General features: G+C 36.4%; 26 protein-coding genes. 18 read left to right on the forward strand and 8 right to left on the reverse strand.

The annotated features are described in order from the left end of the window. Nucleotides 1-19 precede the first annotated feature (19 nt). Both AVL50_RS16060 and AVL50_RS16065 read right to left on the reverse strand, forming a co-directional pair. Complete coding sequence (locus tag AVL50_RS16060) at nucleotides 20-583, reverse strand: TerD family protein (RefSeq protein ID WP_062617523.1); 564 nt, start codon at nucleotides 581-583, stop codon at nucleotides 20-22. Between the two features lie 12 nt (nucleotides 584-595). After that, nucleotides 596-1,219, reverse strand: coding sequence for a TerD family protein (locus AVL50_RS16065; RefSeq protein ID WP_062617524.1), 624 nt, complete (start codon nucleotides 1,217-1,219; stop codon nucleotides 596-598). A gap of 239 nt (nucleotides 1,220-1,458) precedes the next feature. On the opposite strand from AVL50_RS16065, the gene AVL50_RS16070 reads away from it, so the two are divergent. The 4 genes from AVL50_RS16070 (at nucleotide 1,459) to AVL50_RS16080 (ending at nucleotide 3,800) form a co-directional block, all read left to right on the forward strand. Beyond that, entirely contained in the window at nucleotides 1,459-2,574 is a 1,116-nt protein-coding gene (locus AVL50_RS16070) for an FAD-binding domain-containing protein (RefSeq protein ID WP_062617525.1), read from the forward strand. Then, nucleotides 2,564-3,202: a flavin reductase family protein gene (locus AVL50_RS16075; protein ID WP_062617526.1), complete on the forward strand. Its 639-nt coding sequence runs from the start codon at nucleotides 2,564-2,566 to the stop codon at nucleotides 3,200-3,202. The genes AVL50_RS16070 and AVL50_RS16075 overlap by 11 nt, the downstream gene beginning before the upstream one ends. Next, nucleotides 3,202-3,345, forward strand: a complete 144-nt coding sequence (locus AVL50_RS32750) for a DUF2256 domain-containing protein (protein ID WP_082795860.1) — start codon at nucleotides 3,202-3,204, stop codon at nucleotides 3,343-3,345. Before AVL50_RS16075 ends, AVL50_RS32750 begins: the two co-directional genes overlap by 1 nt. Nucleotides 3,346-3,482: 137 nt before the next feature. After that, nucleotides 3,483-3,800: a hypothetical protein gene (locus AVL50_RS16080; RefSeq protein WP_062617527.1), complete on the forward strand. Its 318-nt coding sequence runs from the start codon at nucleotides 3,483-3,485 to the stop codon at nucleotides 3,798-3,800. 297 nt (nucleotides 3,801-4,097) lie between these two features. Here AVL50_RS16080 and AVL50_RS33655 read toward each other — a convergent pair whose 3' ends face one another. Beyond that, a complete protein-coding gene (locus AVL50_RS33655; RefSeq protein WP_253764294.1) occupies nucleotides 4,098-4,214 on the reverse strand; it encodes an Lrp/AsnC ligand binding domain-containing protein in 117 nt (38 codons plus the stop codon). Between the two features lie 30 nt (nucleotides 4,215-4,244). Between AVL50_RS33655 and AVL50_RS16085 the strand changes: the two genes are divergently transcribed. From AVL50_RS16085 to eno, 4 genes are all read left to right on the forward strand, one after another. Then, a complete protein-coding gene (locus tag AVL50_RS16085; RefSeq protein WP_062617528.1) occupies nucleotides 4,245-4,556 on the forward strand; it encodes a hypothetical protein in 312 nt (103 codons plus the stop codon). A gap of 253 nt (nucleotides 4,557-4,809) precedes the next feature. Continuing rightward, on the forward strand, nucleotides 4,810-6,282 hold the full coding sequence (locus tag AVL50_RS16090; RefSeq protein ID WP_062617529.1) for an aldehyde dehydrogenase: 1,473 nt from the start codon (nucleotides 4,810-4,812) through the stop codon (nucleotides 6,280-6,282). Nucleotides 6,283-6,285: 3 nt separating this feature from the next. Further along, nucleotides 6,286-7,287 (forward strand): aminoglycoside phosphotransferase family protein, encoded by a 1,002-nt coding sequence (locus AVL50_RS16095; RefSeq protein WP_062617530.1) that lies wholly within the window; start codon nucleotides 6,286-6,288, stop codon nucleotides 7,285-7,287. Next, complete coding sequence (eno, locus tag AVL50_RS16100; protein WP_062617531.1) at nucleotides 7,277-8,572, forward strand: phosphopyruvate hydratase; 1,296 nt, start codon at nucleotides 7,277-7,279, stop codon at nucleotides 8,570-8,572. Before AVL50_RS16095 ends, eno begins: the two co-directional genes overlap by 11 nt. A gap of 135 nt (nucleotides 8,573-8,707) precedes the next feature. On the opposite strand, the gene AVL50_RS16105 is transcribed toward eno, so the two are convergent. The 4 genes from AVL50_RS16105 to AVL50_RS16120 all read right to left on the reverse strand — a co-directional run bounded on the left by AVL50_RS16105 (nucleotide 8,708) and on the right by AVL50_RS16120 (nucleotide 15,622). Beyond that, nucleotides 8,708-9,283: a hypothetical protein gene (locus tag AVL50_RS16105; protein ID WP_062617532.1), complete on the reverse strand. Its 576-nt coding sequence runs from the start codon at nucleotides 9,281-9,283 to the stop codon at nucleotides 8,708-8,710. A gap of 100 nt (nucleotides 9,284-9,383) precedes the next feature. Continuing rightward, nucleotides 9,384-9,995, reverse strand: a complete 612-nt coding sequence (locus AVL50_RS16110) for a GDSL-type esterase/lipase family protein (RefSeq protein ID WP_063850753.1) — start codon at nucleotides 9,993-9,995, stop codon at nucleotides 9,384-9,386. A 7-nt stretch (nucleotides 9,996-10,002) separates the two neighbouring features. Further along, nucleotides 10,003-11,970 carry a 1-acyl-sn-glycerol-3-phosphate acyltransferase gene (locus tag AVL50_RS16115; protein WP_062617534.1) on the reverse strand — a complete coding sequence of 656 codons (1,968 nt, stop codon included), beginning with the start codon at nucleotides 11,968-11,970 and terminating at the stop codon, nucleotides 10,003-10,005. Between the two features lie 97 nt (nucleotides 11,971-12,067). Beyond that, nucleotides 12,068-15,622 (reverse strand): caspase family protein, encoded by a 3,555-nt coding sequence (locus AVL50_RS16120; protein WP_062617535.1) that lies wholly within the window; start codon nucleotides 15,620-15,622, stop codon nucleotides 12,068-12,070. A gap of 170 nt (nucleotides 15,623-15,792) precedes the next feature. Between AVL50_RS16120 and AVL50_RS16125 the strand changes: the two genes are divergently transcribed. The 9 genes from AVL50_RS16125 (at nucleotide 15,793) to AVL50_RS16165 (ending at nucleotide 23,331) form a co-directional block, all read left to right on the forward strand. Next, entirely contained in the window at nucleotides 15,793-16,266 is a 474-nt protein-coding gene (locus AVL50_RS16125) for a hypothetical protein (protein ID WP_062617536.1), read from the forward strand. Nucleotides 16,267-16,368: 102 nt separating this feature from the next. After that, nucleotides 16,369-16,779, forward strand: a complete 411-nt coding sequence (locus AVL50_RS16130) for a phage holin family protein (protein WP_062617537.1) — start codon at nucleotides 16,369-16,371, stop codon at nucleotides 16,777-16,779. Nucleotides 16,780-16,790: 11 nt separating this feature from the next. Then, nucleotides 16,791-17,216, forward strand: coding sequence for a hypothetical protein (locus tag AVL50_RS16135; protein WP_062617538.1), 426 nt, complete (start codon nucleotides 16,791-16,793; stop codon nucleotides 17,214-17,216). Between the two features lie 139 nt (nucleotides 17,217-17,355). Further along, a complete protein-coding gene (locus AVL50_RS16140; RefSeq protein ID WP_044209543.1) occupies nucleotides 17,356-17,592 on the forward strand; it encodes an acyl carrier protein in 237 nt (78 codons plus the stop codon). 125 nt (nucleotides 17,593-17,717) lie between these two features. Beyond that, on the forward strand, nucleotides 17,718-18,971 hold the full coding sequence (gene fabF / locus AVL50_RS16145) for a beta-ketoacyl-ACP synthase II (RefSeq protein WP_062617539.1): 1,254 nt from the start codon (nucleotides 17,718-17,720) through the stop codon (nucleotides 18,969-18,971). A 200-nt stretch (nucleotides 18,972-19,171) separates the two neighbouring features. Then, a complete protein-coding gene (rnc, locus tag AVL50_RS16150; RefSeq protein ID WP_062617540.1) occupies nucleotides 19,172-19,915 on the forward strand; it encodes a ribonuclease III in 744 nt (247 codons plus the stop codon). Between the two features lie 171 nt (nucleotides 19,916-20,086). Next, a complete protein-coding gene (locus tag AVL50_RS16155; RefSeq protein ID WP_082795873.1) occupies nucleotides 20,087-20,707 on the forward strand; it encodes a C40 family peptidase in 621 nt (206 codons plus the stop codon). Between the two features lie 90 nt (nucleotides 20,708-20,797). After that, on the forward strand, nucleotides 20,798-21,304 hold the full coding sequence (locus AVL50_RS16160; RefSeq protein WP_062617541.1) for a C40 family peptidase: 507 nt from the start codon (nucleotides 20,798-20,800) through the stop codon (nucleotides 21,302-21,304). A 161-nt stretch (nucleotides 21,305-21,465) separates the two neighbouring features. Beyond that, on the forward strand, nucleotides 21,466-23,331 hold the full coding sequence (locus AVL50_RS16165) for a DNA topoisomerase IV subunit B (protein WP_062617542.1): 1,866 nt from the start codon (nucleotides 21,466-21,468) through the stop codon (nucleotides 23,329-23,331). 355 nt (nucleotides 23,332-23,686) lie between these two features. Here AVL50_RS16165 and AVL50_RS16170 read toward each other — a convergent pair whose 3' ends face one another. Further along, nucleotides 23,687-24,439 carry a CPBP family intramembrane glutamic endopeptidase gene (locus AVL50_RS16170; RefSeq protein WP_062617543.1) on the reverse strand — a complete coding sequence of 251 codons (753 nt, stop codon included), beginning with the start codon at nucleotides 24,437-24,439 and terminating at the stop codon, nucleotides 23,687-23,689. 209 nt (nucleotides 24,440-24,648) lie between these two features. Between AVL50_RS16170 and AVL50_RS16175 the strand changes: the two genes are divergently transcribed. Continuing rightward, the gene (locus AVL50_RS16175) at nucleotides 24,649-26,310 is read left to right on the forward strand and encodes a hypothetical protein (protein WP_062617544.1); all 1,662 of its coding nucleotides are present in this window, start codon (nucleotides 24,649-24,651) and stop codon (nucleotides 26,308-26,310) included. The last annotated feature ends 35 nt before the right edge of the window (nucleotides 26,311-26,345 follow it).

The raw sequence follows: 26,345 nt of genomic DNA on the forward strand, positions 1-26,345 counted from the left end.
TAAAAAATGATATTATTTTTTATACATATTGATCTACATAACCTTGTAAACCAATTCTAGTTCCGTCGCCAGTTGCTTTAAAAGTCCAGTCTCTACCTGACTTAATCAACCTTCCAAACTCCATATCTGTAGAGTTACCAAACGTTGATCTATTAAGGTTAAACCTTAGGATCTCTTTTTTCTTGTCGACATCCACAATCCTAATATAAGCATTGTCCAACATTCCAAAATGATGATTCAACACTTCTGCATTGTGAATAGATGCAATAAAAATTAGTTCCTTAATTGAGGGATTGATTTGTGATAAATAAGCTAAGATCATTTCGTCGTCACCATCTCCTTCTCCATCTCTATTATCACCAGTATGCTCAACACTGTTGTCAGGTGACCTTAAGTTATTGTAAAAAATGAAGTATTCATCTGCAGGTAATTTTCCATTTTCACCAACCATGAAAACAGAAATATCAAGATCAAGTGAGTTTCCAGGAATGATGTCCCATCCAATTCCCAACATTACTTTGTCCAACCTAACGTTGTCCTTCATCAGGTTGACTTTGCTTCCTTTTTTTAAGTCTATACCCATAACATTTCTACTCTAGTAATTTTCTTTTATATATGAAATTGTTTCCGAAATATCCTTTGCAGCAATCGGCGTTCCAATTACTTCAAACTCCCAACAGCCATTTTTCAGTACCAGACGCCCCATAAGCATAGATACATAATCAGCGTATTCTTCAGAAGCGGATAAATTAAAATTGGCAAGGCATTCATTCTGAGAATAAATATTGACCTCTGAAAAAGGAATTTGTGAGAAATTCTGTTGAGAATAGGAATTGAGATACAAGTAAATTTGTTTTACTTTTTTGTCGATATTTTTGAGATCAACCCAAATAATTTCATTGTCCAGACCGTCATTTCCATTAAGGTCTCCCTCCAGATCATCACCATAATGTTTGATGGCACTATCAGGAGAAGTTAGCTTATTGTAAAAAACAGTGTATACATGTTCCATATTATTATCAAAGGCAGAAAGACTTGCATCTAAATCAACATTTGATGTTACAGGAATCATATTAAAAAAAACTTTCTTTTGGATGGCGCCCCAATTGACACCTACACGTACAAAATCCAGGGAATTACCATTATCCTTGGTTAAAGAGATAGTACTGCCTTTTGTAAGAGTGATTTTTGATTTTTTTTGGAGTTCGATATTACTCATATTTATTAATAGTCGTTGTAAAGTATACTATGATGTTGTCGTTTATTTAAAAAGTAGTTATAAATATTGTTTAACGAATATACTTATCATAGGTTGTCTAAATCGCCTCGCTAATTATCTTTTTTCAAACAATTTCGATGCTCATCTATTTACTATAAACATTAGAATTAGATCAAAAATGTCACAATTTATCTTCTCTTCTGATGTTTGAAGTCACCTTAACCGATTTTAAATAGAATATGTTAACCACTTTTGAATTCCCAACCACTTACCAAGAAATCAAAGAAATTGTAAGGCAGTACTCACCGGAAAACTATGCTCGATCGAGAAATTACATTGATGGTGAAGTTTCTTACTTGTCTCCTTATATTTCTAGAGGCGTCATTTCTACAAAATATGTTGTTTCACAACTTGTCAAAAATGGTCATAGTTTAAGGAAAAATGAGAAGTTCATTCAAGAGTTAGCTTGGAGGGATTATTGGCAGCAAATATGGATTGAAAAAGATATTGATCAAGATTTAAAGCATGAACAGCCAAAAGTTGAACATCGTGGTATCCCTTCCTCAATTTATAATGAAAACACTGGAATTAACATTCTCAATGATCATCTTATTGAACTAAGAAAGCAAGGTTACCTCCATAATCATATGAGAATGTACATTGCCATGCTAACTTGTAATGTCGGTAAATCACATTGGAAACTCCCTGCCCAATGGATGTATTACCACTTACTTGACCATGACTGGGCTAGTAACGCATTAAGCTGGCAGTGGGTGGCAGGTGCAAACAGTAATAAAAAGTATTTTGCGAATCAAACCAATATCAATAAATACACCCACACTTTTCAGAAAGGTACTTATTTAGATAAGTCGTATGAAGAATTGGAACAAATGGAAAGACCCACAGTTCTGCAAGATGTCATTGAACCAGACTTCAAAACGAATCTTCCTGAAAGTTCAACAGTTGCTATTGATCCAAGCCTTCCGACATTCATTTATAATTCTTATAACCTTGACCCTCTTTGGAACAAGGAAATAGAAGGCAATAGAATACTACTACTAGAACCTTCACATTTTGATCAATACCCCATCAGTGACCCCGTTCTTGAATTTATCATAGAGTTATCAAAAAATATAGATGGAATTCAGATTTTTTCAGGCGAGTTTCATGAATTAAAAAAACAATTAAACGGTTCAAGTACTTATTATAAGGAACACCCCACAGTTAGACATTATAAGGGAATTGAAGAGGAAAGGGATTGGATCTCTAATGTGAAAGGGTATTACCCTTCTTTCTTTAAATTCTGGAAATATGTGAAAAAGGAAATTTTTAATAACCCTAACGATGAAGCTTAATAAAAAAGAAATTGACACACTCGAATTTAAATTCAAGATCAATCTTATCAACTCCATTACCGGCATCAAACCTGCCAACTTAATTGGTTCTGTTGATACAAATGGTCATGAAAACTTAGCTATTTTCAGTTCTGTATTCCACCTTGGCAGCAATCCTCCATTGGTTGCATTTGTGACAAGGCCATCGCAAGATGTGCCCCGACATACGTTGCAGAATATTCTGGAAACAGGTTCCTACACCATCAATCATGTGGTTAGTGATAAAATAGTAAATGCTCATCTCACCTCTGCAAAATTCGATAAAGAAGTTTCTGAATTTGAAACCTGCAACCTTACACCAGAATATCATACTGACATAATAGTTCCTTTTGTAAAAGAAAGTAAGATTCAGTTTGGAATGACTTTAGAAGATATTATGGATGTGAAGGCGAATAAAACTAAGATTGTCATAGGAAGGGTAAATTTCATTAATATTAAAGATGACAGTATTTTTGATGAGCAAGGAAATATTAACCTCGCACAAGCACAAAGTGCAGGTATTTCGGGGCTTCACTCTTACTATGCTTTCCAGAATCTGGCCACTCTGCCTATTGCACAAGCGGATAACATTGTAATACATCAAAAATAATGAGAAAGAAAAGCGATTTGCCCACTAAAGTTTGTGTGGTATGTGAAAGGCCTTTTACTTGGAGAAAGAAATGGGAAAAAGTTTGGGAGGAAGTAAAATACTGCAGTGAGAAATGTAGGAAAAATAAACAATCTAAAAAATAAGATATTGATAATAAAAGATTCATTTGCGTAATAATTATCAATTTCTTGAATGTTTCTAAAAACTCAATTTTCAACGAACCAATTCGAATATTTTTACATTATATTTGCAGACACTCATTTAATCATAATTATTATATATGGCCTCAACAAGAACTTGTCCAAGATGTAAAGCTAGAATTCCTGATGCAGAATTTGCTAGTCACTTAGTTAGATGTAAAGGTAGAACTGTTAGTGGTAGTGGATCTGTTGTTACGAACGAAGTGGTAGAGTCAGTAGCTAGGGAGAAGAAAAATAAAGAGATCAAGAAGAAAGCGACAGCAGCTAGAAAAAAAGCGGCTCCTAAGAAGGTAATTGGACCAGAATTACAGATGCTAATGAATAAGTTCAAGATGACTGCTGAAGATGCAGAGCTTTTCTTACAACAAAACCCGAATTACTTTAATAAGGGAGAATAAGTAACCAAACATAAATAATTTGAGTAGTATTATTACAGTCTGATTACTAAGAGAAGATCTTAACAACATCTTTTGAAAAGAAATTCAAAAAAGAGGTTTCAAACAACCGCTACGAAGTTGACCCGATAGATTTTATATTTGTCGGGTTATTTTTTTCCCAGACCTTTCAAAGGAACATTCATAGACTCTTTGATTTTTCCCATTACAAATGTGCTGTGTGCACTGCCTATGTTGGCTATTTCACCTAGTTTATTCAAAAAAAATCCTGATACGCTTTCATGTCCTTGACCATTACTTTTAAAAAAGAAAGTCATAATCACCTGAAATATTGTAACACTCCGTGATCTCATCTAATGCCAAGATATCATGCACAAACTGATGACCAATTACTTTAGAATGTTCTTTTAATGTCACATTAATGACATCATCAAAAACATTGCAGCTATGGATGCAGATGTCATCACTATTGAATGTTCAAGTTCTCAGATGAAACTGCTTGATGCCTTTTCTACTTTCAAATATCCCAATGAGATTGGGCCAAGCGTTTATGATATCCATTCACCCAATGTCCCTACAAAATACGAAATCATTGATTTCATCAATAAAGCAAAATTGCAAATTCCTGTTGAACAACTCTGGATCAATCCGGATTGTGGCCTAAAAACCAGAAACGGAAAAGAAGTTAAACCTTCACTTTCAAACATGGTCTTAGCCACTAAAAAAGCAAGAGAATTGTTTGGAGAAGCAGTCGTATAACTTTACAATAGCACAAGTCTTTTTTGAGAGGTTTGTGCTTTTTTATTTCCTCCTTTCTACAATTATTCCTGCTCAAAACTGACCTTTATGTATCAAATGTCTTATTAATTCAAAAAATAGCTCCCAAAAGGAAATATAGTACACAAATCTGATAATAAAGCATTTATTCTTCCCTACCCGCTCTCCCTAAATTTGTAAAAAGATCGATATGCAATCTTTTAGTAAATGAATTATTACATTAACCACATAACCTATGAACCAATTAACAGATAAAGTAAAAGCTTTCTTAGCTCAAGATCCAATACCTGCTTTTGTTAACGGGACTTGGAAAAAAGGAGAATTTGAAGATTGTTCTGAAATAGAAAACCCTGCCAACAAAGAAGTATTGACCAAAGTGAGTCAATCTTCAAAAAATGATGTGGAAGATGCCATTGAAGCGGCAGATAAAGCATTTCCTCAATGGAAATCAATCTCACCACAACAAAGAGCAGAGGTATTGAAACGCTTTGCTGATCTATGTGAGAGAGACAGTGAAGAATTAGCTCAACTTGAAGCACTAGACGTAGGGAAAGCCATCAACAACGCAAGAGGTTTTGATGTTCCTTTTGGCATTGAATGTATACGCTATTTCAGTGATCTTATTCTTGAAAAAGATTTTGAGCAGAAACTTGAACTAGAGGGCATCAACGGAAAACAAGTTAGAATACCTTTTGGTGTAGTCGGATTTATTTTCCCTTGGAATTTCCCTCTAACACTTTGTATGTGGGGAATTGGCCCTGCACTTGCCGCCGGAAATACAGTTGTGATCAAACCGGCTGAAATTACACCTTTAAGTACACTTTACTTAGGAAAACTCGCACAAGAAGCAGGCATTCCTGAGGGAGTTATCAATATAGTTCCAGGAAAAGGGTCGGTGGCTGGAGAAGTCATTACCACCCATCCTAAAGTTAAATGTGTTTCCTTCACAGGATCTTCTGCTGTAGGGAAACTTATTGGTCAAAACTGCGGCATACACCTTAAACCTGCTAAACTCGAACTTGGCGGGAAAGGTGGAGCTGTAGTTTTTGAAGATGCAGACATTGATCATGCGGCGGAAGGTCTTGCGGGTGCTATTACACTCAACACCGGACAAGTTTGCTGTACTGCCACACGATGGATCATTCAAGAGGATGTAGTAGATGAATTTGTAGAAAAAGTAAAAGCCAACCTTCAAAAAACAGTCATTCAGCCTGGTATGATGGAAGAATGTGAAATGGGACCTGTGGTAAGTAAAAAGCAACAGGATAGTATTATTGACTATATCCAGAAAGGAATTAAAGAAGGTGCTCAACTTATTTTAGGAGCTGATGTCGCACCTGAAAAAGAAGGGTATTACATTCCTCCTACGTTATTGATGGGCGATCAGAATAACATCTGTTTTAAAGAAGAAATCTTTGGACCAGTAGCCTACATTACCACATTTAAAACAGAAGAAGAAGCCATCCAACAGGTCAACTGTCTAGACTATGGTTTAGCCAATAGTGTGTGGACTACTTCTGCAGAAAAAGCACAGAGAGTAGCACTCGAAATGGTATCGGGCAACAGCTGGGTCAACGCACACAATGTCTTCGCTTATGGACTGCCATATGGAGGTGTAAATGGAAGTGGAAACGGCGGTGGTGTCAATAGTATTGAAACACTATTTGACTATACAAGAGGATTGACAATTGCAGAACCAATTGCATAGATTATGAATCAAAAAGAATTAATTGAGTACCTGCAGACTCAAGGAATTATCAGTAGTAAAAACATTGAGATTACCCCGCTGAATGGTGGGGTATCTTGTGAAATTCTTCTTTTGGATAATGGAGAGAAAAGGATTGTAGTAAAACGAGCCTTGAAAAAACTGAAAGTAAAAGAAGATTGGTTTGCTGATATTGGTAGAAACCACACGGAACAGAAGTACTTAAAATATGTAGGCAACTTATTGCCTGAGGCTGTTCCAAAAATTCTTTACCAAGACGAAGAACATCATTTTTTCTGTATGGAAATGATTGAAGGTGATTTTTCGAATTGGAAAAAAGAATTAATGGAAGGGAAGATCAACGCGGAATATGCTCGTGAGGCAGGGCGTATTCTTGGTCTTATACACAACACTTCTTTTGATAAAGTTGAGGTAGCTTCTCAATTTGATACCCTTCAGAATTTTCATGAGCTGAGAATTGATCCCTACTTGCTAAGTACAGCCAAAAAACATCCACAGCTTTTATCTTATTTCAGTGAGGAGGCGTTACGGTTGAGTAATACCAAAAAGTGCTTGGTACACGGCGACTTCAGTCCCAAAAATATCATGGTATCACCTCACCGTATTGTTGTACTTGACTGTGAGGTAGCTTGGTATGGAGATCCCGTTTTTGATCTTGCTTTCTTGATCAACCACTTTATATTGAAAGCACTATTAATGCCTGAGCAATCACAACAGCTGATACACCTTGCAGAGGAATTCTTCCAAACTTATCAGTCAAATATCTCTTTTTCATCAAAAGAAACGCTAGAGGAACAGACAATCCACCTGCTTTTATTATTAATGCTGGCAAGGGTAGATGGAAAATCTCCTGTGGAGTATCTACAAGAAGAACAACAGGATGTAGTACGAAATTTTGTTTACAAAACATTACCCAAAAAGGTCAAAACACTAGATGCATTTTCAGATCTCTGGGTAAATTCAATACAATTAGAAAATGAATATTAAAAATATAGATGCCTATCAAATCTATGATTCGAGAGGGTATCCTACTTTGGAAGTAGAAGTAGAATTAGAAGATGGTACAACGGGACGTGGTCTTGTTCCTTCAGGTGCTTCTACGGGACAGTTTGAGGCGTGGGAACTAAGAGATGGTGATAAAACAAAGTTTAGAGGAAAATCTGTTTTCAACGCCATTGCTAATGTGAAAGGAGAAATTGCAGAGGCTTTAAAAGGTGATAGTGTTTTTGATCAGAAAAGCATTGATCAAAAAATGATTGCTCTAGATGGTACACCTAATAAATCCAGATTAGGTGCAAATGCTATTTTGGGCACTTCAATGGCTGTAGCCTATGCAGCGGCCAATGCTAAAAACCAAAAGTTATATGAATACCTCGGCAACGGCAATGGACACCTTATTCCACTGAATGAAATCCAGATTCTAGGCGGTGGAGCACATGCTGACTGGGCTACGGATATTCAAGATTTCCTAGTGATAGCTATTGGTGCTAAAACGTATGAAGAGACGTTGGAAATGACCCACAATATCTACCATGAAGCGGGGAAAGTCATGAAGGAAAAAGGAAAGTGTGTGGGAATTGCCGACGAAGGTGGCTGGTGGCCTGATTATGTCAATAATGAAGAGCCGTTTGAAGTGTTTATGGAAGCTATCCAAAGGGCAGGTTATGAAGCAGGGAAAGATGTGGCAATATCTCTAGACATTGCAGCAAGTGACTTGTTTGATGGTGAAAACTATCACTTGAGACTGGAAAATAAAAAACTCACCCCAGATGAATTCTATGCTATGATGAAAGACTGGTGTGAGAAGTATCCTATTGTTTCTATTGAAGATCCTTTTGCGGACACTGAATTTGACTATTGGAAAAAATTCACTCAAGAATTTGGTCATTGTGTACAAATCATTGGAGATGATTTATTCACCACAAATATTAAAAGAATTGAGGAGGGAATTGCACAGCAGTTGGCTAATTCTGTTTTGATAAAATTGAATCAGATTGGTTCTGTTTCGGAAACTTTAGAGGCGATTGCCCTGACTCAAAAAGCAGGATGGCTTCCGGTTGTTTCGGCTAGATCTGGAGAGACAGAGGATGCCTTTATTTCCCACTTGGCAATTGCCACTAACGCTGGTCAATTGAAAGTAGGTTCATTTGCGAGAAGTGAACGTATGGTAAAATGGAATGAAAACCTTAGAATACAGCGTCACCTTGGGGATAAGGCAACATTTATAGGAGGAAAAATTTATGATCAAATATTCTCAACAACTTCAGTATAAATTCCAAATTAAGCTACTTTTTGTGACGGTTCAAAGGTTATAACAATGGTTCGAGTGCTATTTTTACCACTCGAACCTCTATATTTTATTGAAAATTTGATACCTTTTTTAAATCACAGTGCTTTTATAAAAATATTATTTCTGTGATCCACTCGGCTTTATGCCTTTAACTCTTTTAGTATTTGCAACGGACTTCGTGATTTCTTTGTACTTCCAAAGCACATTTGCTCCTTTGCCCCAGTTCAAATACCATTCATAAGGGCCGTACTCTACTTCCCTGTCATTCGAAACTTTCAGATAATAAGCGGCTGTATTATCAGTTCCTCTTTTATCTTTTATGAAGGTGAATTCATACCCTTCTTTATTCTCGAATTTCACTTTTAGAGAATCAGAAGAAGATTGAGTAATTATTCCTGTAGCTCCTTTTACTATTTTAATTTTCTCAATTTTCTTTCCATTATCATAGACAATGTTTCCTTCAGTACTGCTGATCACTTCTGCATCTTTAGGAATATTCCTTTGAATATGAATTTCTTCAGAGATATATACCACTAATTGTGATAAATCAACCTTATTCTCCTCTAAGTTTGCTAGACCTTCAGCTGTTACAGGTGTTTTAGAAATAAAAGCTCCTTTGACTTTATCCACTACCTGAGCATTTGAAAAGTGAGTAATACATAAAAGTACTACAATCAATGGCCAATTTTTCATGTTGAATTAAGTTGTTTTTTAGTTGTAATTCATCCGATTGAACTGATACTAAGGTACGAAACAACCTGCAAAAAAGTTTACAGGTTATTTTTTATTTCGTTTATATTAAGACTTTTTTCAAAACCTCTGTCCAGATAGCATATCCCTCCGGCAACATGTGAAGCATATCATCTTCAAATAAATCCGGCCTGCTTTTCCCGTTTTCATCCAACATTGGAGTGAAGATATCTACATAAGTAATGTTAGTCAGTACATGCATTGCTTCTTTGACCAGGAAATTAGATTTTTCAATCTCATGCATGATATTATCCTTGCTTGGACTTGGCTTGATAGACATATAAAAGATTGGAAGATCCTCTCCATATTTAAAACGAAGCTGTCTGTAAATACTTTCAAAAGAGAAAAGAATATCCTCTGCTTTCTGTCCTCCTCCAAGATCATTGTCGCCCGCATAAATAAACACACTTTGTGGCGATTCGACATCTTTAAAAAGCTGATCAAAATACAAAGCACAAGCCTCTAGAGTAGAACCTCCAAAACCCATGTTTAAAATAGCAGCATTGCCTAAATCTTCTCTTACTGTTTTCCATAATCTGAAAGAAGAACTTCCATAAAAGACGATAGGTTGATTAATTGAAGGTTGTGCTTTTAAATTTTCGGCTAACTGTGGCAGCCCTTCATGTTTATAAAACTGAATCTCTTCTGTTGTCATTGTTAATTTAATTTTCAACCAACTGAATGGCCTCCTCTACATAGGAACGATATTTTTTAGAATAACTCTTTAAAAACCCTCTTAGTTCCTCTTTAAAGGGTTTTGTTGTATCTATAACTTCTGATAGTCTGAAAGCAGGTTTGATTACTACGCCTAACTTTGCTTTACTCATTCGTTTGTCAAAGAACGACAAAGCAATTGGAACAATCAAAGGATCAATGCCTGAATGATTGGCAATCATAAAAGCGCCCGGCTTGAAATCGACTGGAGATTGATGTGTTTCTCTACTTGTTCCTTCAGGGCTCAAAATCAAATTGATACCTTCTTTTAACTTTGAGCTGGCTTCATCGAAAAACAGGTTTCTATTTTTCCTTTTTTCTTCATCCGATAACTTCGAAGGATCCGAGTCTGCAGTTCTCACTCCAATATGCCCCAATTTATTGTAATAATCTTGATGTCCATATTCTGGCCCTTTTCCAATTCTTACCACTCTCAATCCTGAATCTTTGTAAAACTTAAACAGCAACATTGATATAAAATGAGAGTCTAAAGTGATCTGAAAATTATTGGGCAAGGTATAATAAGGGTGATTGAGCAGATGATTGTAAATAAAAATATTCCCTGACTCTTTCGGTATATTTTCTAATCCTTCTATTCTGATATCCAAATAAGCAATGGCCTTCTCAAAGAGTTCCGAACACTCGTTTCGTAGTCGACTTGCTGGAATGGTTTTCGGAGCTTTGATAACATGATTTGTCATTTTTTTCAAGCCTTCCAAAAACAAATATTCTTTACGAAGTGGTCCCGTCACTTTCACAAAAAGGTTTGCCAAACTTTTTTCTTGCCCCACACCCGATTTGCTTAATCCATCTAACAAATCAAAAGCAATTCCCTGCGTCAACTTCTCTGCTAAAAGTGAAGGAATTTTATGAATATCAGAAGTGACACTCAACTGTGCCCCAGCCTGATCAATCATGGTCTGAATGGTCAATAACTCACGGTCATAAGTTTGAGTAATCACCTGAGCTCGAACGGCCTTCAATGCACTCCCCAACAACCATAATAATCTATACATAAAGACCATTCCAAGATTTGGAAATTCGCCATACAATACCAAAAGGTCTATTCTTTGAATCTCTAAAACTTCAATAGGCTCCAATACCACCAATTCCATAAAATTGGGAATTGCATCAAAACTTGCCGCACTCCAGAGAATAACTTGTCCCCTTTCTTGCAAAATATCAGAAGTATAGATTTCACCACCTTCTTTCACATAATTCAAAGCGACTTTACCGCTCTTCAGCACCATAAATTTATTAGAGGCTTCTCCTTTAGAAAGCAGTTTTTCGCCTTGCTTATAATATTTTGTATCACTGATATTGGCCAATTTCATCAAATGCCAGTCAGAGAATGGATTAAAAAAATTGCTTTGCCTGAAAAATTCCAAATTGGATTCTACAGGACCTTTGTCTTGAAAAGAAGTATAAGTAGTATTGCCCTCAAAAGTTTCCACCGTCATTGGGATAGACCCTTGAATCCAGACGTTTCGCGCATCCCTCAGCAAGTGGGTGCTGTATAATAACGTAGAGGAAAGAAAATGCATCCCTATCTGCGGATTGCTATCAAAAAGAGCTCTCAATAGTTTATTATCCCATGCAATTACCTGCGTTTTTCCTTGAGCAATCGCCGTTGTTGCAAAGCGGTAAGGTTCTCTAAAACCGGACCACCCAATAGGCGTTCCTTTTTCGTTGTTTTCCCCAACTGTCAAGCCACCACGCTGATCACCCACGTTCAAATGATATTCCACTTTTCCTGAATAAAGGACATAGAACTGCTCAGCAGAAGCAAATTGTAATGTGATAATTTCTTCGTCTTCAAAAGTAACTAACTCTGCATTCTCAGAAAGAATCTCTAGCTCAGATTCATTAAGCCTGTCTGCAAATGGTAGTTCAAGTAGTGTTGTAGTTAGTGGCATAGATAGTACTAGTTTGGACAGTTTTTATAAAAATTTCACGTAAAATAATCCATTCTTAACAACTAAACAAAAGGATAAAATACACTTAAACTATGTATTATTCCTCTAATGAATTAAAGTAACCTTCAATTTCCCCAAATAGCTGTTCCTGACAATCCTTAATGTCTTTGGCTTTGATGTTCCATTTATCCACGACCTTATTTTCTGAAATGAGATGTAATTTTAAAAGAATATTGTTTTTATGAACCTCATATTTACCTCTTATAATATAGGTATTGGGGCCTTTTGCATTTTTCTGATAGCGAACTGTCAACTCTTCTTCTTCTGCTTTTAATATAAAATAAGTCTTCACCTGTTCACTCAACCGAAGATGATCTGCCCATGTATCTGCATCTTCTAAGTAAATTGCCGAAATCAAGTTTTTCTGAACAGAGAGGGTAATGCTGTCTCTTACAGATTGGGGTAATTCAGCAATATAAAAACTGCCTGCTCCAACAGGAACCCTATACTCCGGTTGTTGTTCTCCACTCATTGAAGAGGCCAACTGAGGCACAGACTCTACTGCATGAGCAAATAAGTCTTGCACATCTACAAACCTCCCCTCGTCCAGTTCCCCTCTTTTTAAATAGTCTAATAAGGAATACGTCAATAAACCATGTTCCAAATAAGAGGATTCATAACTGACTTTATCAGATGACGCCCCAGAAAGCATAAACATACCCGTCTTGGCCCTCATTCTCTCCAGAGCTCTCTTCTTCATCCCTTCCTCATTATAATCTCTAGAGGTGATCAACTCAGTAGAAAAAGATCCCGCATGACAAGCATCGACAACAAAAACCTGTTTTGAAATTGGAATTTCCTTGATCCAATCTAGAAGTTCAGTACCATTGATGGTATAATTATTTTTGATATCAGGGTCTGACAAATCACTGTTGCTCATATCTTTGGTTAAAAAATGAAAATCATTGTCACCCTCGCTGTTTTCTGCAACAGCTCCATGACCGGCAAGAAACACAAATAGTATATCCGAGGCACTTGCACGCTGGCTTATACTTTCAAAAGCTCTTTTTATATTTTCTTTATTGGGTTGAAGGTGCTCTTCTTCTGCATCAGTAGTCAGCAATTGGACCACAGAGTTTTTCACGCCAAATAATTTTTCACTGCCCAATTCAATTGTGGAGTACATGGCTTGAGCATCTTCTGCGGCGTATTTCAAATCCAATAACCTCCCTCTGTAATCCGAAACCCCCACAATAACCCCATACAATATTGGAGGAGCCTGCAGTTCTATTTCCTTTCCCTTATACTTTAGTTTAATTCCTCTTCCATTCAATGTGCCTGCTTTATTGGAAGTCAGCACAGCAATGTCGTTTTCCTGATCGGGAATAAGGTGGATTTTTACTTTTTCAAGATGGATTGTATAGTACTCTTTACCTTCGTAATTTTCTTTCTGTCCTTCTGTAAGTACATCAGAAATCACTTCTTTATTATTGATGTAAAGACTCACTCCACCAATTCCTCCCCCTCTGTCTATCACTTCTATATAAAGCTTCCCATCCTTTTCAAAGGTATTGGTTTTAGGAAATAATGAGAGTTCACTTAATGGAGGCACTTTACGGAGAGGATTGCCTTGCAATATTTCGTAAGAAAGTCCCGGTTCCCAATATTTATCTTTTAACTGATCAAAATCGATAGTCTCTGTACCATACACATAATAAAGCTCACTCATGTTAAGGTTTCCTGCATCAAACAAACCTGAATAATGTTCAATCACCCAATGCCCCTCATTGGAGGAAACAATTTTCCCTAACCGCTTTTCTTTTTTAATACTCCAAATTTCAAACGTTGTATTGATTCTCACCGCAAAGAAAATACCCTTGTCGATATAAGGAATCACATCTACCACAGGAATGCTTGATTCATCAAAAGATGCTACTTTTTGAGACAGTGACTTATCCCATACTTCCACTCTCCCAGATCGCATTCCAAGTATCCATTCTCCTCTCTTTGCTACAAAATCCAACTTCACAATATCGTTTTTGGGAACATCATGATCTACTGTCTCCCAATCATTCGTATTCCATGCAAAAATTCCATTATTGCCACTCACCACAATTTTGTCTCCTTCTTCAGAAAAAGCCAAATCATTCAATCGTAAAGCAGGTACTACAGTATCTAATTCAATTTGATTTTTCTTTAGATGATACACAATTAATCTTCTGTCTCTCCCTATTGAAGCTATTCGGTCACCGTCATCATCACTTACCAAACGAACCACTTCACCATTATGCTGATAAATATTTCTTCTGGTTTTCTCTTCTCTATTCCACAGAATAACATCTCCACCGTTTGTCCCAATCCCTAGCTCATCCATAACAGGAATATTTACAATGGTCTTTCCCTTGTGCAATAATTGCAACGTATCTATTAATTCTCCATGATCAGACCATACTTTCACTAAGCTATCTTCACCAGTAGTTGCCCAACGATTACCTTTTAGTAAATACTCCAAAGCGGTGGCTTTACCTGTATGAGCGTTCCAGTTTTTGGTGATAACATGTCGGTTGGGCTCCCAGGAGTGAAACTTCCCTGTGGTGGTTACAAAAGCAATTGCACCGGTAGACAAATTAATTTCTCCTTCTACCAGATTTCCATTGATTGGCTTCCATTCCACACTCGCTTTTGATCTCCCCACTTCCAAATACCAGACACTAATAGAACCATCACTTTTAGAAAAAGCCACATGACGAGTATCTTCTGTGAAAATCATTTTGTCAAAATCATCTCTTATCAACCTTGGCTCATCGGCTATTTTGCCGTCTTTGACATCATAGAAATAGATTTTCTGATCTTGTGTGGCAAATACCAAAACCTCAAAAAAGGAAGAGTATTTCAAGTCAATAATAGGCGTATGATCAGGCGAGGCCATTTGATCTACCAAAGTATCTGCATTAATATCCCATATCTTAATGGTCTTATCCCAAGACCCTGTCACTATTAAAGAATCAGAAGGCACATAATCCACTGCCGAGATCCAATCCGCATGCAGTCCCTTTTTGGTCACAGTGGGTCTATTGTAACCTCTCCAAACCACAATATCACCTTCCATTTTCCCCACAGTCAACCATTTCATTTTAAAAGAATAGTTTAGAGAAGAGAAGTTGCCCAAATCAGACTTTGTTTCCAACCCATCAGGAGCAAGCCGTTTATTTTCCCAATCGAGCCTGTAAATCATTCCTCCTTTGGTAATAAAAAGTAGAAAGCCTCCCACAAACTTTATCTTGAAAACCTCTCCTTCTACATCTTCAAACTCATACACCACTTCTTGAGATTTAAGATGAAGCACTTTCACTTTACCATCCATTCCAGCTGTGGCCAGGTATTGATTGTCTTGAGAAAAGCATAAAGCTGTAATTCCTACTTCATGAGGATACACAGAGTAAAGCAGACGCTTATCATCAATATTCCACACTTTTACAGCGGCATCTTCTCCAGCAGTAGCCAACAGTTTTGCATCATTTGTAATAGCCAAACCTTTTACTTTTCCAAGATGACCAGTGGATAATGTAAGCTGAAGCTCTTGTGCATTAGAATAAAAGCTTTTAAAAAATAGAAGAGAAAGAAACAGGAATACTTTAAGGGATGGTTTCAAGAGAAGATATATTATAAAGTAAGATTGAATGAATACTTATTAAAGATCTAAAAAAGAAAGCATTTTTCTATGGATATAAATTGAATTAATAGTCCTCTTCTTAGATTGCCAACCTTTTTGTAAAACTTAAATGTTAATATTGTGGATGCTAATACTATTCTCAATTTAAAATGAAGTTTATATTCTATATATCGATTCTACAGTTACTACTTTCTGCCTCTTCCTGTCAAATCATAGACAAACCCTATGCACCTCATCATGATTTCAACATTCTGTTAGAATACCAAACAACTGAGGGTACAAATGTAATAGACCATTTAAACGAACAAGAAAAAGGTACAATTGAAGTCTATACCTTAATAGGAAATCAAAAAACGCACTTACACCACAAAGTCAAAATTGGACATCAGTTTGATGACGGGCAAATTTTCTCAGGTATTTACACCAATCAGCTGAATGCTGAAAATATCGATTATTTTGTTTCAATCAATGGACAAACCGACACACTTTCCATTATTGTACATCAAAATGAAGATCAATTGAGGTGGATTGAAGCTATTTACTTTAATCACAAAAAATTACACCGGTCTAAAAAGCATAAGGACAGATCACTATTTATACTTGTAAGGGATGAAATAAACTAACCGCACTTATCATGAAATTTGCCGTATTCTTCTATATTTGTCTATCATTAAATTTTTAAGATTACTTTTTATCCTATTATCAATTAGGATTAATCTTTTTATATGTCTAGAAGGAATTCATTACGCAATAAAATATTTACCGAAGAAGAGCAGGCTCGTCAGAAAGAGCGGTTTGATCAGATTCTCAGCGCCATTGTAAAACTGATAGAAACCTATGCTAAACTATTCAGCATTCAAATCAAGACTGGATTAGCAGGTGCACTATCCGTTATTGCAATATTTGTGATAATGCTGACATTTTTAACGCTTGCTTTCTCATTTTTTGCACTTGGGTTTGCTTTATTTGTCAACTATATTTTCTCGTGGCCCTCATTTGCTGGTTTTTCAATAGTAGGTATTTTTTGTGTTGGACTCTTCGGGCTGGCACTTTATTATACTACCCACTTAAGAAATCAGTTTTTAATCTGGATTGATGAAGCCATTGACAGATTACAGGAAGAAAATGATGATTAAACCTATTTCTTATGAGTGAACAAAGAACAAACGCAGTTAGAGAAAAATTAAAAGCAGAAAAAGCCCAACTCAAAGAGCAAACACAATCGGCTAAGAAAGAATTAGTGGACTTAGCTCAGGGAACTGTTTCTGAAACACAACAAGATATAAAGAAGATTTTTACGTATGGAGCCGCTCTTGTAGTCACTTACAGTCTGTCGCAGTGGGCATTAAGAATCCATAAGAGTAGAAGTCAGAAGAAATACCTAAAAAAACTTTCGAAACTCGAAGGTCCTGCCAAAAAAGGTAAGAAAATTGTAAGTACAGATTCGCACGAAAGCAGGGTTCCATCTTTTGGAAAAATGCTCCGTGATGAGGCCACTGTCTTCCTCATGGGAGTGGCCAAAGAAGAAATTTTGAATTATTTAGAAAGTCGCAAAGAAAAAAAGAAGAAATAAAGTAACTCACTTTCAAACACTTAACGATGTATACGTATGCTTGCATAACTTATACGATCTGTTAATGATGAAGATACTTGCAGTTATAAATTCTAATTCATTTCTTTGCAGTTAAATTGGTCAACTAAAAGTTATTAAGATGTCCGAAATTGCAGAAAAAGTAAAACAAATTATCGTTGATAAGCTTGGTGTAGAAGAATCAGATGTAACACCAGAGGCTTCATTCACAAACGATTTAGGTGCAGACTCACTTGACACTGTTGAGTTAATCATGGAATTTGAAAAAGAATTCAACACTTCTATTCCTGATGATCAAGCAGAAAGCATCACAACTGTAGGTAACGCAATCGAATACCTTGAAGAGAACGTAAAGTAATTTACACTCCCTTTAAAATAAGCGAATCAGACGCTAGCGAACCTGATAGTGCAAGTACCTCAGTTTTTTCTAGGTGCTAAATCTGTCAGGTTTGTTTTTTTGGGATCTTCCAAAATCAAAATCTTATGAACGCTAGAAGAGTTGTAATAACTGGAATTGGTGCATTAACACCACTAGGCAACACTGTCGAAGAGTATTGGTCAAATTTAGAAAAAGGTGTTAGCGGTGCTGCCCCTATCACTAAGTTTGATGCCTCTAAATTTAAAACTCAATTTGCTTGCGAAGTAAAAGACTTCGTAGCAACTGATTATATTGACCGCAAAAAGGTTCGTACAATGGACCTCGTAAGCCAATACGGTGTTGCGGTAGCTAAACAAGCCATTGAAGATTCTGAAATGGACTTAGACGCTGTTAACAAAGAGCGTTTTGGTGTCATTTGGGGTTCAGGAATCGGTGGTCTAAAATCCTTCCAAGACGAGGTTTCTGGCTTCGCTTTGGGTGACGGTACACCACGTTTTAATCCATTCTTCATCCCGAAGATGATTCCTGACTTAATACCTGGTCATATTTCTATGACTTGGGGACTAAAAGGACCTAACTTCACGACTGTATCAGCATGTGCTTCTGCAACAAACGCAATGGTAGATGCTTTCAATTATATTCGTTTTGGAATGGCTGACCTTTTCGTAACTGGTGGCTCTGAAGCTGCAGTTTGCGAAGCGGGTATCGGTGGTTTCAATGCTTTGCGTGCATTGTCAACACGTAATGATGATGCAGCAACTGCCTCAAGACCTTTTGATGCTAACAGAGATGGTTTTGTACTTGGTGAAGGTGCCGGTGCATTTATCTTTGAAGAATTAGAGCATGCAAAAGCGAGAGGTGCTAAAATCTATGGTGAAGTAATTGGTGGTGGTATGACTGCTGATGCTTATCATATGACTGCTCCTCACCCAGAGGGAGAAGGTTCAAGCAGAGTAATGGCGGAAGCGATGAAAGATGCTGGAATCGAGCCGAAAGATGTTGATTATATCAACGTTCACGGTACTTCTACTCCACTTGGTGATATCGGAGAAGTAAACGCGATCAAAAAAGTATTTGGAGAAGATGCTTATGACTTAAACATCTCTTCTACTAAATCTATGACAGGTCACCTTCTTGGTGCTGCAGGTGCAGTAGAAGCTTTAGCATGTTTATTGGCATTGAACAAAGGTGTTATTCCTCCAACAATCAATAATACTACACCGGACGAGAAATTAGATCCGAAATTAAACTGTACTTTCAATGAAGCACAAACACGTGACGTGAACATTGCTTTATCGAATACATTTGGATTTGGTGGTCACAACTTCTCAATGGTATTCAAAAAGTACGCTGAGTAATTTGTACTTTTCTTAGCAGAAACCCGTTAGCAAGCTCAATTTCTAACGGGTTTTTTGTTTTCCTTAAAAAAAACTCTGTTATCTTTAGTATTCCCTACAAAAAAAAGAATTGAAATAAAACACCTTTGTTTTAGATATTTTTTACATTTTTGGGGAATGTTTTTTACTCCTCGAATTTATCGAGACTATAATACTGATCAATGATTTTAGGAAAGTTCTTAAAACGATGGGTCACGCCTTATAATGAGCAGGAGAAAAAATTAGCCAAGGTTGTAACAAGAATTATCGGAAGAAGACCTTTTAATATTAAACTTTATCACCTCGCAATGCAGCATACTTCTGTTGCTTTTGAAAGTGGTGCTATGAAAGGTTTTAAAGAATCAAACGAACGTCTTGAATACTTGGGAGATGCCGTTTTAGGTTCTGTGGTAGCTGAATATCTTTTCAAACGCTATCCTTACAAAGACGAGGGTTTCCTAACCGAGATCCGTTCTAGAATTGTAAACCGTGAATCTCTTAACCGTTTGGCTGTAAAGATTGGTTTGAGTCAAATGGTCGCCTTTGAAGGTCGAAAAAACTCTGCACTGAGCCATAAATCTATTTATGGTGATGCTATGGAAGCTTTCATTGGAGCCGTTTATTTAGACAGAGGATTTCACTTTACACGCAGATTCATCATTCATAAGCTATTAATGATGCATTATGACATAGAGGAAATCATCACGACGACAACCAATTTTAAAAGTCTCATTATTGAGTGGGCTCAAAAAAATAGTAAAACAGTTGACTTTACTATTTCAAAACAAGGAGGAAAAGACGGAAAACAATTCAAAGTCAATTTAATCATTGATGGAGAAGTGCAAGCAGTAGGTTCTGGTTACAGTAAGAAAAAAGCCGAACAAGACGCTGCCCGTAAAACTTGTGAAGCGCTGACACTCGCTTAAAAGTTGTCAACCACATTAAAAAAGGCCCTTTTAGAACTAAAATTCTAAGAGGGCTTTTATCTTTTTCGTATCTTTAATTAAATTTCTAATCCTTTACGGACGAATTACTGTTTGATCTCATGGTTTATGGAGATCAAAACGCCTAATTTTAAAAAGATTACTCTTGAAGAAATGAAACATACTCAATATACATTACTGACCTTGTTACTTTTTTCTTTCGCCTTTCAATCCTGCGAATTTGGAAAGCAATATACTTACGCCACTAGGCAAGACCGCTTGGACACAGTAAAACAAAAGCAGTTGAGTGAGTTGGGGGTTTCTCAAAGTAATAATAATACAGCTCAAAGTACTTCAGCGGCAACGGCTACTGCTGTGGCGACCGAAATAGCCACTAAAACTGTGAAAGCCGAAGGCAAAGCAAAAGTTGCCATCAAAACAGCATGGTCTTTTGAAGGTGTAAAATACGCTGCTGGCGGTACGACAAAAAAAGGAATGGACTGTTCTGGATTAATGCTCGTTTCATGGCAAGCAGCGAATGTGCAACTGCCTAGAGTTTCGTCTGAGCAAGCGAAAAGAGGAAAGGCTGTTTCCTTTAACAACTTACAGCCGGGTGATTTAGTTTTCTTCCATCCGCATGGCGGAACAAGAATCAATCACGTAGGGATGGTGACTGAAGTGGAAGATGGCAAAATGTATTTTATACATGCATCAACTTCCCGTGGAGTAATGGAAAGTGAACTGACTAGTGCCTATTGGAAAGGCATTTTCAGTAAGGCTAGAAGATTACATTAAATCAATCTCCTTTCCATAAAAAAGTGTGTTTTCTAAGACGCATTACAGTTTTTAAAGCAAATATTTTTTTAATATAACAACAATCGAAAAATGAATCAACGCATTAAAATTATCATTTCCATCTGCTTATCCTTATTTATTATTTCTTGTGGTACTTCATCACAGCAGAATGAAGAAGGTAGTGTTTCTACAGAGAGCGGTAAATCGCAAACTGAAAAAGCTGAACTTGCCGTTGTCACTGCTAGAGATTTTATTGGAACACCTTACAAATCTGGTGGTAACTCTAAAGAAGGAATTGATGCAAGTGGTTTAACAATGGTATCATGGAAAGCTTCTGGGGTAAAACTAGCAAGAATCAGTACTGAACAAGCAAGACAAGGAGCTAAAGTGACGGCTGATAAAACACAAGCAGGTGATCTTGTATTCTTTAGCCAACGTAAAGGAAGCCATCAGGTTTCTAATTGTGGTATTATCTCTAAAGTCACAAAACAAGGATTCAATTTCATCTACACTTCATCAAAAGATGGTGTAAAAGAAGTTGCCTATTCTCCGTACTGGAAAGACAGATTGGTTGATATCAGACGTTTGGGAGAGTAAAAGCTTTTTTTTAAATTCAGCTTAAATTTTTAGTTTTAATACTTTTTGATCAAATTTTGATGATTCTTTATCATAAATGATTAAAAATAAGACAAATTAACCATCTACTGTTCATTTTGTTTAATTTTAGAACTATAATTGTGGAGAAAGCATAACGAGATATGGCAGATACTACACATAATTATGACGAGAGCAGTATTAAATCACTGGATCCTCGTGATCATATACGCTTAAGACCGGGTATGTATATCGGTAAATTGGGTGACGGTTCGGCACCTGATGATGGTATATACGTCCTTGTTAAAGAAGTGGTGGACAACAGTATTGACGAACACATGATGGGATTCGGTAAGCAAATTGATGTTACCGTTGACGAAGGTGCCGTTTTGGTAAAAGATTACGGTAGAGGTATTCCATTGGGTAAAGTGATCGACTGTGTGTCCAAAATCAATACAGGTGCGAAATACGATTCCAATGCCTTCCAGAAATCTGTAGGTTTGAATGGTGTGGGTACAAAAGCGGTGAACGCTCTTTCTAATTTCTTCAGAGTACAATCGGTAAGAAATGGAGAGAAAAAAGTCGCTGAATTTGAAGCAGGTAAATTAACAACTGACTTTCCAATTGAGAAATCAAAAGAGAAAAACGGTACTACGGTTTATTTTAAGCCAGACCCTACCATCTTCAAAAACTACCGTTTCCTACCGGATTATTTGGATGATTTGTTCTGGAATTACGCTTACCTCAATTCAGGGTTGTCGTTAAAACTGAACGATAAAACATATCTTTCCAAAAATGGTCTTCGTGATCTTTTAGAAAGAAAAACAAATGCGGACCAAATTCGCTATCCAATTATTCATTTCAAAGGAGAGGACATAGAGTTTGCTTTCACCCACTCTAACCAATATGGTGAAAACTACCACTCTTTTGTCAACGGTCAGAATACAACACAGGGCGGTACGCACTTATCAGCATTCCGTGAGGCGATTGTAAAGACTGTCCGTGATTTCTTCGGAAAGAATTTTGATGCGGCGGACATCAGAGCATCCATTGTAGGAGCTGTTTCTGTAAGAGTGCAAGAGCCTGTTTTCGAATCTCAGACGAAAACAAAATTAGGTTCTACACACATTGCTCCTGACGGCCCTACGCTGAGAACATTTGTCAATGAATACGTGCATAAAGTATTGGACAACTTCTTACATAAAAATGCTGAAGTTGCACAAGCTTTATTAAAGCGTATCCAACAATCGGAACGTGAGCGTAAGGAAATTGCAGGTGTTAAGAAAATTGCCAACGAAAGAGCGAAAAAGGCCAATCTTCACAATAAAAAATTAAGAGATTGCCGTAAGCACTTCAACGATAAAAAAGGAGAGGAAGAAGATAAAAGAAATACAACACTGTTTATCACCGAAGGTGACTCAGCAAGTGGTAGTATTACAAAGTCTCGTGACGTACAATCTCAAGCGGTATTCAGTTTGAGAGGTAAGCCATTGAACTCTTTTGGTTTGACCAAAAAAGTGGTATACGAAAACGAAGAATTCAACCTCCTGCAACACGCCTTGAATATTGAGGACGGAATTGATGGATTAAGATACAACAGAGTAGTAATTGCTACCGATGCCGATGTGGATGGTATGCACATCCGTTTATTGATCTTGACTTTCTTCTTACAGTTCTTTCCTGATTTGGTAGAAAAAGGACACGTTTATATCCTTGAGACACCACTTTTCAGAGTTAGAAACAAGAAGAAAACCATTTACTGTTATTCTGATGAAGAACGTGTCAATGCCATCAAAGAACTTGGAAACAAGCCTGAGATTACTCGTTTTAAGGGTCTGGGTGAGATTTCTCCTGATGAGTTCAGTGGTTTTATTGGTGAAGACATCCGTTTGGAGCCTGTAATTATGAGTGAGGACAGCAATACAAAACAATTGCTTCAATACTATATGGGTAAAAATACAATGGACCGTCAACGTTTTATTATTGATAACTTGCGTGTGGAAAGAGACGAAGTAGAGGAAGCAAGCTAATTGCCCTTCTGCTCAAAATGAAAAAGAGGTAGGTATCTTTAAAGATATCTACCTCTTTTTTTAGGACTAATAGGAAAGTCTGGTGATGCACTCATTCCTTCTCTAATAACGTGTAACTATTTAAACTTTAATTTTACATTAAAAACGTAATGTTCTTTAATGCTAAACTACTAATACTATATTATTTGACACTATGCCATTAATTATTCAAAAACAGACCTAAAATACATAAATAACTCACTAATAGACATTTACAAATTTAAATGATTTTAAAAGTCATTTTATTCTGTATCAATTTCAATCACTTTGTTCGATTATGGACGTTTTCTTTACTCATAACATTGTAAGTCTATTATTACAACAAATAGAAAATACAGTATATCATCCCTAGGTTAAATCCAGAATGACAAAGCACTGCTCCCCATATCGATTGGGTTTTCTTTTTCATTTGAAAAAATAAGAGGCTCACCAAAAACATGCTGATCACCCACAAAAGAGTAGGAAACGGTAAGAATATCCATTCTGAATTATAATAGATGTATCCAAAGTGTGAAATATGGGTCAAAGCAAACGCTGAACTATCAATATATGAGGCTCTTTTATCATCTAATGATTGAGCAAAGGCATAATGTACTATTCCTCTAAAGAAAAACTCTTCTCCAATCGGGCTAAAAATCATTCCTGTTATCGCCATTATAGTAAACAAAATCAGCTTATCGTCACCCGAAATTCCCACTGGAATATTGTAAGACTTTCCTATGTACACATACCAATTTTCGATACTTTCTCCATACAACATTACCCCTAAACCATACAGTATTAAACTTGCTCCTATTCCTAAAATCAAAGCCAGAAACAGCACCCCAAACTTATTGGTCTTTACGATACCTATCGCTTTTAAGCCTTGCTTGGTTAGGATCATAAAAGGAAGAATGGCGGAGAAAAACATAATTCCTCCAATGGCACTGTAGTTGGCAGTTTCATTGGCATTGAGCACCAAAATAAAGCGAGGGATACAGATAAATACCACTAAAGTCAATCCCGTTGCCCAGTTTAATTTGACATTGGGGTTTCTTGTTAGTTTAAGTGTTGAGTTTATAGTTGTCATTTATTGTTGCATATGAAGTTGTAAGAACAATTTAGGTATTTTCTATCAAAAGTATAATGATGAAATAGAAGAACTAATGTAATCATTGTTTTATGTGAATAAATATCAAATCCACTTTCAACTCTGATAAACTACGCTGAATGAACTGCTTTTTCTATAATTTTATATTCTAAATTAAAACCTATTTTTTTAACTGAAAAACTAAAACCATGAAACTCAATTATAGAACTTCCTCTATTTTTTTGTTGCCATTAATTTGCCTTTTTTTTAGCTGTGATAATACTCCTCCTGAGAATAAAACTCAGGCTGAAATGATTGAAGAAGTCATCGAGGAAGATGTTGTTACAGAAGAAGAAATTAAAGAAGAAGTAACACCTCGAGCACCAAAAATTGAACCTATCAAAGAGAAGAAAAGAGAAACCATTTATCTTAATGTATACGATGATGACACTAAGCTTTACGACTCTTTAATCTACCGCAATGAAGGTTTTGAGTTAGAACAATATCCTATTGACACGGTACTATTAACGTCAAATACTTCTAAGATCACCTATCTGATGGATAGTGCTATTTTCGAGGACTCAGAGCAAAGTATTGTATTAAAACTTAAAGACGGTTCTTCTCATACTATTCGAAAGGAGTACAAAGAAGAAAAAATATACTTGGGAATACATCCAAATTTAAATTGTCATGTTGTAAAAGATGCGGATGATTGGTATTTCCTTATCAACAGAGAAACTGCATCTGAGCTGATTATCGAAGATATAAATGACAACCTATTTTTAAATCCTGATAGTTCTACAGCCCTAACAATCCTTCATAACAACGGCCTCACCGAAAATGGAGATTATTACCGTATTTATGATGTAGATTCCTCTTTTAATTTTGAGCCTCTATTACAGGTGAACTTTGATACGTTCAAAGGACCTTCCAACGCTGTTTGGACCAACGATTCAACTTTTCAAATTGTATATAATAAAGATTCAAAAACTGGCTTTGCACTAACTCGATATGAATATGATAACGATTTTGATGAAGTTGTTCTGAAAGGTTTATCAGATTTAAAAAAAGGACTTGATCCTAAAAAAGAATCTATTTATTGCTCTCCAAAGCCAACTTACGGGGAAGATCATGAGCCAAAAATCCATGATGACCTTCTTTCCGGTTTTACCCAAGAATTTGATAAATGGGAAAGATGGAATTTGACTGAAAAAGGAAATATTCTCAGTTTTCGATCTAATGAAAATGGATTGATCATGGCTGTTCAAAGAAAAGTGGAAGAGGAGAATTCTTATATGCTTGATTTTATAAATTATGAGGGTGAAGTGTTATTTCAATACCCTAATGAATTTAGCTGGACTGAGGTTTTTCATGACGCCGACAACTTTTATATCAAAGAGGCAAAAGATCAGTTTGTAAAGATTGATCAAAACTTTGAGAAAGAAATCATACAAGGACTCCCTTATGATTCTCAAAAAACAATCATCTCCATTGAAGTTGTTTATGATCAAATACATCTTTATTCACCTGATGGTGCTTTAAAGGTTGAATATCCATCTCTAAACGGTCAAGAATTAATTGTTGAAGACATTCATAATGAATCCACTTACAAAATCTTGAGCAATGAGAAGGCACGTATCTGGAATTTAGGTTACTTATGTTGGGATGATAAAGGTGAAAAACTATATGTAGATAACACTGGAGAAAGTGCTATGGCGTGTATTTGGGAAATTGATTTGAAGGCGAAAACTATCGCTAAAATAATCCCAGAACATGAAGCTGAACATCCGACCTTTTTCAGGTACAAAGGTGTTCCCCACTTAATCTATTTTGAGGAAGATAATATCAAATTAGCTACTCCGAAATTGTAATAGCATTTTACATTGAGCTTTAGAGGTCTTATACT

The sequence above is a fragment of the Flammeovirga sp. SJP92 genome (genome assembly GCF_001583495.1).
In the GTDB taxonomy this organism is placed as follows: Bacteria; Bacteroidota; Bacteroidia; order Cytophagales; family Flammeovirgaceae; genus Flammeovirga.

Excerpts from the sequence above, each read along its gene's own strand:
- AVL50_RS16060 (WP_062617523.1), bottom strand. The coding sequence starts at position 583 with ATGGGTATAGACTTAAAAAAAGGAAGCAAAGTCAACCTGATGAAGGAC.
- AVL50_RS16065 (WP_062617524.1), bottom strand. The coding sequence starts at position 1,219 with ATGAGTAATATCGAACTCCAAAAAAAATCAAAAATCACTCTTACAAAA.
- AVL50_RS16070 (WP_062617525.1), top strand. The coding sequence starts at position 1,459 with ATGTTAACCACTTTTGAATTCCCAACCACTTACCAAGAAATCAAAGAA.
- AVL50_RS16075 (WP_062617526.1), top strand. The coding sequence starts at position 2,564 with ATGAAGCTTAATAAAAAAGAAATTGACACACTCGAATTTAAATTCAAG.
- AVL50_RS32750 (WP_082795860.1), top strand. The coding sequence starts at position 3,202 with ATGAGAAAGAAAAGCGATTTGCCCACTAAAGTTTGTGTGGTATGTGAA.
- AVL50_RS16080 (WP_062617527.1), top strand. The coding sequence starts at position 3,483 with ATGGCCTCAACAAGAACTTGTCCAAGATGTAAAGCTAGAATTCCTGAT.
- AVL50_RS16085 (WP_062617528.1), top strand. The coding sequence starts at position 4,245 with ATGGATGCAGATGTCATCACTATTGAATGTTCAAGTTCTCAGATGAAA.
- AVL50_RS16090 (WP_062617529.1), top strand. The coding sequence starts at position 4,810 with ATGAACCAATTAACAGATAAAGTAAAAGCTTTCTTAGCTCAAGATCCA.
- AVL50_RS16095 (WP_062617530.1), top strand. The coding sequence starts at position 6,286 with ATGAATCAAAAAGAATTAATTGAGTACCTGCAGACTCAAGGAATTATC.
- eno (WP_062617531.1), top strand. The coding sequence starts at position 7,277 with ATGAATATTAAAAATATAGATGCCTATCAAATCTATGATTCGAGAGGG.
- AVL50_RS16105 (WP_062617532.1), bottom strand. The coding sequence starts at position 9,283 with ATGAAAAATTGGCCATTGATTGTAGTACTTTTATGTATTACTCACTTT.
- AVL50_RS16110 (WP_063850753.1), bottom strand. The coding sequence starts at position 9,995 with ATGACAACAGAAGAGATTCAGTTTTATAAACATGAAGGGCTGCCACAG.
- AVL50_RS16115 (WP_062617534.1), bottom strand. The coding sequence starts at position 11,970 with ATGCCACTAACTACAACACTACTTGAACTACCATTTGCAGACAGGCTT.
- AVL50_RS16125 (WP_062617536.1), top strand. The coding sequence starts at position 15,793 with ATGAAGTTTATATTCTATATATCGATTCTACAGTTACTACTTTCTGCC.
- AVL50_RS16130 (WP_062617537.1), top strand. The coding sequence starts at position 16,369 with ATGTCTAGAAGGAATTCATTACGCAATAAAATATTTACCGAAGAAGAG.
- AVL50_RS16135 (WP_062617538.1), top strand. The coding sequence starts at position 16,791 with ATGAGTGAACAAAGAACAAACGCAGTTAGAGAAAAATTAAAAGCAGAA.
- AVL50_RS16140 (WP_044209543.1), top strand. The coding sequence starts at position 17,356 with ATGTCCGAAATTGCAGAAAAAGTAAAACAAATTATCGTTGATAAGCTT.
- fabF (WP_062617539.1), top strand. The coding sequence starts at position 17,718 with ATGAACGCTAGAAGAGTTGTAATAACTGGAATTGGTGCATTAACACCA.
- rnc (WP_062617540.1), top strand. The coding sequence starts at position 19,172 with ATGATTTTAGGAAAGTTCTTAAAACGATGGGTCACGCCTTATAATGAG.
- AVL50_RS16155 (WP_082795873.1), top strand. The coding sequence starts at position 20,087 with ATGAAACATACTCAATATACATTACTGACCTTGTTACTTTTTTCTTTC.
- AVL50_RS16160 (WP_062617541.1), top strand. The coding sequence starts at position 20,798 with ATGAATCAACGCATTAAAATTATCATTTCCATCTGCTTATCCTTATTT.
- AVL50_RS16165 (WP_062617542.1), top strand. The coding sequence starts at position 21,466 with ATGGCAGATACTACACATAATTATGACGAGAGCAGTATTAAATCACTG.
- AVL50_RS16170 (WP_062617543.1), bottom strand. The coding sequence starts at position 24,439 with ATGACAACTATAAACTCAACACTTAAACTAACAAGAAACCCCAATGTC.
- AVL50_RS16175 (WP_062617544.1), top strand. The coding sequence starts at position 24,649 with ATGAAACTCAATTATAGAACTTCCTCTATTTTTTTGTTGCCATTAATT.